Genomic DNA, 5402 nt, shown 5'->3' with positions numbered 1-5402 from the left:
GCAGGCCATACGGGGATGACGGAAGAAGCCCAGGAGAGCGGTCTGCTGCGCTAGCTACTTCGGACGCCCTGCGGGCGGGAAGGGCAGGTGGGCGTGGGTGCGGGTGGGGTGGGCGCGGGGCTTGCGGTCGGGCGTTTGGGCGTCGGGTGCGGGATCGGTTCGGGGGAACATGATCGCGGTGGGGTGGGTGGGGCGCTAACGTCGTCGAGGTGACCGATCAGGCCTACCTCCGCCACCCCCACCTGCACGGCGACCTTGTCACCTTCGTGGCCGAGGATGACGTGTGGTTGGCGCCTCTTGCCGGTGGGCGGGCGTTTCGCGTTACTGCCGACCAAGTGCCCGTGGGGCACCCCCGGTTCGATCCGACCGGTACGCACCTCGCCTGGGCCAGTCGGCGGGATGGTGCGCCTGAGGTGCACCTCGCGTTGGTCACCGGGGGTGAGGCTCGGCGGCTCACGCATTGGGGGGCCTGGACTACCGGGGTGCGGGGGTGGACGCCGGAAGGGGACGTTGTCGCGGTCAGTTCCACCGGGGAAGCCACGTCGGTGCGGAAGTGGGCGTATGCGGTGCCTGTCGATGGGGGGCCGCCTCGGAAGTTGCCCTATGGGTGGGTTGGCGATGTTGCGCATCGGCCGGATGGGGCCGTGGCGATCACGTCCAACTACGGGCACGACCCTGCCTGGTGGAAGCGGTATCGGGGTGGGTCGGCTGGGAAGTTGTGGGTCGATCTTCAGGGGGATGGCGGGTTCGAGCGCATCCTGGGTGAGCTGACCTCGACCCTGAGCGCGCCTATGTGGGTGGGTGGCCGGCTGGCGTTCCTGTCCGATCACGACGGGGTGGGGAGTGTGTACTCCGTGCTGCCGGACGGGTCCGACCTTCGCCGTCACACCGAGACTGAGTTCTACGCGCGGGGCGCTAGCACGGATGGCGAGAGGGTCGTCTTTCAGAGCGCGGGTGACCTGTGGGTGCTCGACAGCCTGGATGCGGAGGCGCGCAGGCTGGAGATTCAGCTGGGCGGTCCCCGCACGGCTACGCGGCCCCGGCACATCACGCCCCGGCCGGACGACGTGCACCCCGACAAGACCGGTCGGGCGAGTGTGGTTGAGGTGCGGGGCACGGTGCACTGGGTGACGCATCGGGATGGGCCGGTGCGGGCGTTGGCCGAGCAGCCTGGGACGCGCAATCGTTTGCCACGGGTTGTCGGGGACACCGTGGTCTGGGTGACCGACGCGGATGGTGAGGAAGGGCTGGAGTTCGCGCCTGTCGGTGGGGTCGAGCCGGGGAACACCCCGCGTCGGGTCGCTGTCGGGCGGCTCGGGCGGGTGTTGGAGTTGGCGGTCGCGCCGGATGGGCGCAAGGTCGCCGTGGCCACGCACGACGGACGATTGCTGCTGGTCGACGTCGAGTCGGGCGAGGTTCGGGAGGTGCTCAAGGACGCCAATCCGAACGTCAGCGACCTGGCCTTCTCGCCGGACTCGAACTGGCTGGCCTGGTCGCACCCCGGGCCGCGCCCGCTGCACCACATCCGGATGACCAACACGACCGACCTGTCCGTGGTGGACGTGACGCCCCTGCGGTTCGCCGACTTCTCGCCCTCCTTCACCGAGGACGGGCGCTACCTGGCGTTCCTGTCGATCCGCAGCTTCGACCCGGTGTACGACGCGCACGTGTTCGACCTGTCCTTCCCCACCGGCTGCCGGCCCTACCTGCTGCCGCTGGCCGCGACCACGCCCTCGCCGTTCGACCCGCTGCGGCTGGGCCGCCCGGTCGGCGACGACGACAAGGACGAGAAGGACAAGGACCACAAGGACGAGAACCCGATCACCGTCGTGGACCTGGACGGTCTGGCCGACCGGGTGGTGCCGGTGCCGGTGGCGGCGGCCGGGTACTCGTCGTTGACCGCCGCCAAGGGCGGGCTGTTGTGGCTGCGCCGGCCGTTGCGCGGGGTGCTGGGGGACAACCTGGCCACGCCGTCGAGCCGGCCGCCGCGCAAGGTGCTGGAGCGGTTCGACCTGACCAAGGCGCGGGCGGACGTGCTGGTGGACGGGCTGGACTCGTACGCGGTCAGCGGCGACGGGCAGCGGCTGGTCATCTCCGACGACGGTGACCTGCGGGTCGTGCCGTCGGACCGGAAGGTCGACTCCGACGACCAGGACTCGGTGGACGTCGACCTGTCCCGCGTGCGGGTGGTGCTGGACCGGGCCGCCGAGTGGCGGCAGGCCTACGCCGAGGCGGGGCGGCTCATGCGCGACCACTTCTGGCGCACCGACATGGGCGGCGTGGACTGGCAGGGCGTGCTGGACCGGTACCGGCCGTTGGTGGACCGGCTGGGCAGCTACTCCGACCTTGTGGACCTGCTGTGGGAGGTGCAGGGCGAGCTGGGCACGTCCCACGCCTACGTCATCTCCTCGGGCGGGTCGAGCGGGCGGCCGGTGGGACTGCTCGGGGCGGACCTGGAGCGCGACGAGTCCGGGGCGTGGCGGGTGGCGCGGGTGATCCCGGGCGAGACCTCCGACCCGGCGGCCCGGTCGCCGCTGGCCGCGCCGGGCGTGGCCGTGCGGCCGGGTGACGCGATCGTCGCGGTGGACGGGCGGCAGGTGGACCCGCTGACCGGTCCCGCGCCGCTGCTGGTCGGCACGGCGGGCAAGCCGGTCGAGCTCACCGTGCGGCCCGGTGGCGGGGGAGAGCCGCGCCGGGTGGTCGTGGTGCCGCTGGAGGACGACGAGCCGCTGCGCTACCACGCGTGGGTCGCCGACCGTCGCGCGCGGACCCACGAACTGTCGAACGGGCGGGTCGGGTACCTGCACGTGCCGGACATGATGGGCGCCGGCTGGGCGCAGCTGCACCGCGACCTGCGGGTCGAGCTGATGCGCGAGGCCGTCGTGCTGGACGTGCGGGAGAACGGCGGCGGGCACACGTCGCAGCTGGTCGTGGAGAAGCTGGCGCGCAAGGTCATCGGCTGGTCGGTCGCGCGCGGCTACACCACGGCGGACAGCTACCCCGCGGACGCGCCGCGCGGTCCCGTGGTGGCGATCGCGGACGAGTTCGCGGGCTCGGACGGCGACATCGTCAACGTGGCGATCAAGCAGCTGGGCATCGGTCCCGTGGTCGGCACCCGGACGTGGGGCGGGGTGATCGGCATCGACATGCGCTACGACCTGGTGGACGGGACGGTGGTGACGCAGCCCCGGTACGCGAGCTGGTTCGAGGGCGCCGGGTGGAGCGTGGAGAACCACGGCGTGGACCCGGACGTCGAGGTGGTCATCACGCCACAGGACCGCGTCGCCGGCCGCGACCCGCAGCTGGACACGGCCGTGAGGCTGGCGCTGGAGGCCCTGGGGACCCGTCCGGCGGCCGTTCCGCCGCAGCTCCCGCCCCTCACCTGATCGAGTCCACCCGACCGTGTGGTGCGGCGGTGGTTGCGAGCGGGGTCCCCGAACCGATCAATGAGTACCACGCAAGATCGGGTCGGGGGTTCTGGGTTTCGTGAGTCATCGTGAGTTGCCGCGCAGCGGTCGCGGGTGTGTTTCGGCTGTCGTCCTGCTGCCCGTCGCGGCACTGGGCGGCGTGTTGGCGCTGGTGCTGACGTTCGGGACGGAGGAGCAACCGCCCGTCGAGAAGGTCCGGACGAACTCCCCGGGCCGCCCGACGATGGTCAGCCTCCGCACCACCGCGCCCTTGGTGCCCGACGACCCGGCGGCCCTGATCGGCGAACCGCCCGAACGCCGGACAGTCCAAAGGGGACAAACATCCACCCAGGGCGCTCCACAACCGGACGGCGAGGTGCCCCCAGGCCCGGGCGTCCCACCGCCCCCGGCCCCACCGGACGCACCGCTGCCCACGTCTCCGTCGCTGCCACCGTCATTGGTGCTGCCAACGACGTCCAAGCCAACACAGCAGCCAACGTCGCCCCCATCCACACCCCCACCAACCGCCACCCACTCGACGTCAGCACCCCCGGCAACCACCCCGCCACCCACGCTGGAACCCACCGTGCCCACAGCAACCAACACAACCCCGCAGACCAGCGCCCCTCCCACAACAACCTCCTGACGCCACACGCACGACCTTGTCGGTACCCCGTGCGATCATGGAAGCGGGGGCCGGAGGCCACGCCCGCACGTGCGGGCGGGCGGCCACTCGCGAGCAGCGGGCGGTTCAGTCGCGGAACAGGGTGCCGCCCCGCAGCCGCCCAGCGGCACCGCGAAGTGGCCAGAACGGCTCCGAGTCCAGCTCGGGTGTCCAACCGGATTTACCGCCCATGACGTGCGCTTTCGGGCAAATCCCCCCGACACCCGGACCCGATGGGGTGAAGGAACACGTAGCCTGGGCCCGTGGTCGTCCCGCCGCCTTCCAAACCGACGACACCGCGAGCCTCGGCCCGCGGTCGCCTCGGCAACCTGGTCGGCCGGCTGGCGCTGGTCGCGATCCTGCTGGCCGTGGTGGCCGGCGGAGCGTGGGCGCTGAGCGTCTTCAACCGCCCCAGGATCCACGACCTGGCCGACCCCCCGTTCCCGGTCCCGTTCCAAGAGGTCGAACCCGGCTCGGCCGCCCCCGGCCAGGCCGGCGAGGTGCCACCCCAGGCGGCCCCGTCCCAGCAAACGGTCTCCGCGGAACCCCTGACCGCCTGGTCAGTGGCGGTCTCGGAAAAGACCGACATCCCCGCGAGGGCACTACGCGCCTACGCCGTAGCAGATTTGATCATGCAGGCATCCCAACCGAGCTGCCGGATCTCCTGGGCCACCCTGGCCGGCATCGGCCGAGTCGAGTCCATCCACGGCACCATCAACGGAGCCCGCCTCGGCGACGACGGCCGCCCGTCAAAGCCCATCATCGGCATCCCCTTGGACGGCCGCCCAGGCGTGAAGGCCATCAACGACAGCGACGGCGGCACCCTGGACGGCGACACGAAGTGGGACCGCGCGGTAGGCCCGATGCAGTTCATCCCGACAACGTGGGCCAAGTACGCAACCAGGGCAAACGGCGACGGCAACCCCCCAGACCCGCAGAACATCGACGACGCGGCCCTGGCAGCGGCACGCTACCTGTGCTCGGGCGGCAGGGACTTGGCAACGGGCGAGGGCTGGTGGACCGCCGTACTGGCCTACAACCAGTCGGTCGAGTACGGCCAAAAGGTCTACAGCGGAGCCGACGCCTACGCCCGAGCCAGCCTCAGCTAACACAACACACACCCCGCTCTTCATTTGGCTGCCGCGCACACGCCATCCGCCACGCGCAGGCTTTTCATGAAGTTGCCGCACGGCACACCTCTGCCTGGGCTTCTTGCTTGTGTCATCCCCGTATGGCCTGCCCGAAGGGCTACCGCAGATTTCCCCGGGTGCAGCCAAAAAGTTTTGCGAGGAACGAGCAAAAGTTTTTAGCAGCACCCGGGGAAATCTGTG

2 protein-coding genes are annotated in these 5402 nt (G+C 71.0%); both read left to right on the top strand.

Annotated elements, in window-relative coordinates; genetic code table 11:
* The first annotated feature begins 644 nt into the window (after positions 1-644).
* Positions 645-3386: a S41 family peptidase gene (locus WBN91_RS38885; protein WP_337729307.1), complete on the top strand. Its 2742-nt coding sequence runs from the start codon at positions 645-647 to the stop codon at positions 3384-3386.
* A gap of 948 nt (positions 3387-4334) precedes the next feature.
* A complete protein-coding gene (locus WBN91_RS38880) occupies positions 4335-5180 on the top strand; it encodes a lytic transglycosylase domain-containing protein (protein WP_337729308.1) in 846 nt (281 codons plus the stop codon).
* The last annotated feature ends 222 nt before the right edge of the window (positions 5181-5402 follow it).

The sequence above is a fragment of the Saccharothrix sp. CCNWYY140 genome, assembly GCF_037401995.1.
Taxonomy (GTDB): Bacteria; Actinomycetota; Actinomycetes; order Mycobacteriales; family Pseudonocardiaceae; genus Actinosynnema.
Note: the sequence above shows the minus strand (reverse complement) of the source record. Positions and strands in the feature narration are given on the sequence as shown.